This is a genomic window from Pseudomonas sp. MWU15-20650, assembly GCF_023242475.1.
GTDB lineage: Bacteria > Pseudomonadota > Gammaproteobacteria > Pseudomonadales > Pseudomonadaceae > Aquipseudomonas.
This window is the reverse complement of sequence record NZ_JALJFG010000082.1, coordinates 1-627: the sequence shown is the minus strand read 5'-3', so window position 1 is coordinate 627 and position 627 is coordinate 1. Positions and strand designations below refer to the sequence as shown.

Below are 627 nucleotides of genomic sequence, written 5' to 3'. Positions count from 1 at the left end.
CTGAAAACCCTGCGCCTGCCGGACAACAACCGCCTGAGCTTCAACCATGACAAAGGTGGGCATCTCGCCACCGTCGAGTTGAATGGTGCGTTGCTGACCTCTCACCTGTTCCGCGCCGGTCGCGAACACCAACGCCAACAAGGCCAACTGCTCAGTCACTACCACTACGACGACCAGCACCGCCTGCACGCCCACGCCGTCACCCAGCAACAAAATCCCCTCTACCAACGCCAATACGACTACGACACAACCGGCAACCTCACCCGCCTGCTCGACACCCGCAAAGGCGAACACCGCTACCACTACGACCCCCTCGCCCGCCTGACCCGCGCCGACCACTCGCAAGACGTGCAGGAACGCTTCGGCCACGACCCGGCCGGCAACCTGCTCATGCAAGACCGCCCCGGCCCGGACATCGTCGCCGGCAACCGCCTGATGATCCAGGGCGACCGTCATTACGACTACGACGCCTTCGGCAACCTCATCCGCGAACGACGCGGCAAGGGCCATCAACTCGCCACCGAATACCGCTACGACTGCCAGCACCGGCTGATCAGCGTCACACAACCCAACGGCGAAACCGCCAGTTACCGCTATGACCCGTTTGGGCGGCGCATCAGCAAAACC

1 pseudogene is annotated in these 627 nt (G+C 63.3%); it reads left to right on the top strand.

Features of this window, described 5'->3' with window-relative positions:
- Nucleotides 1-627, top strand: a pseudogene (locus M5B43_RS27180) (type IV secretion protein Rhs); the annotation flags it as partial.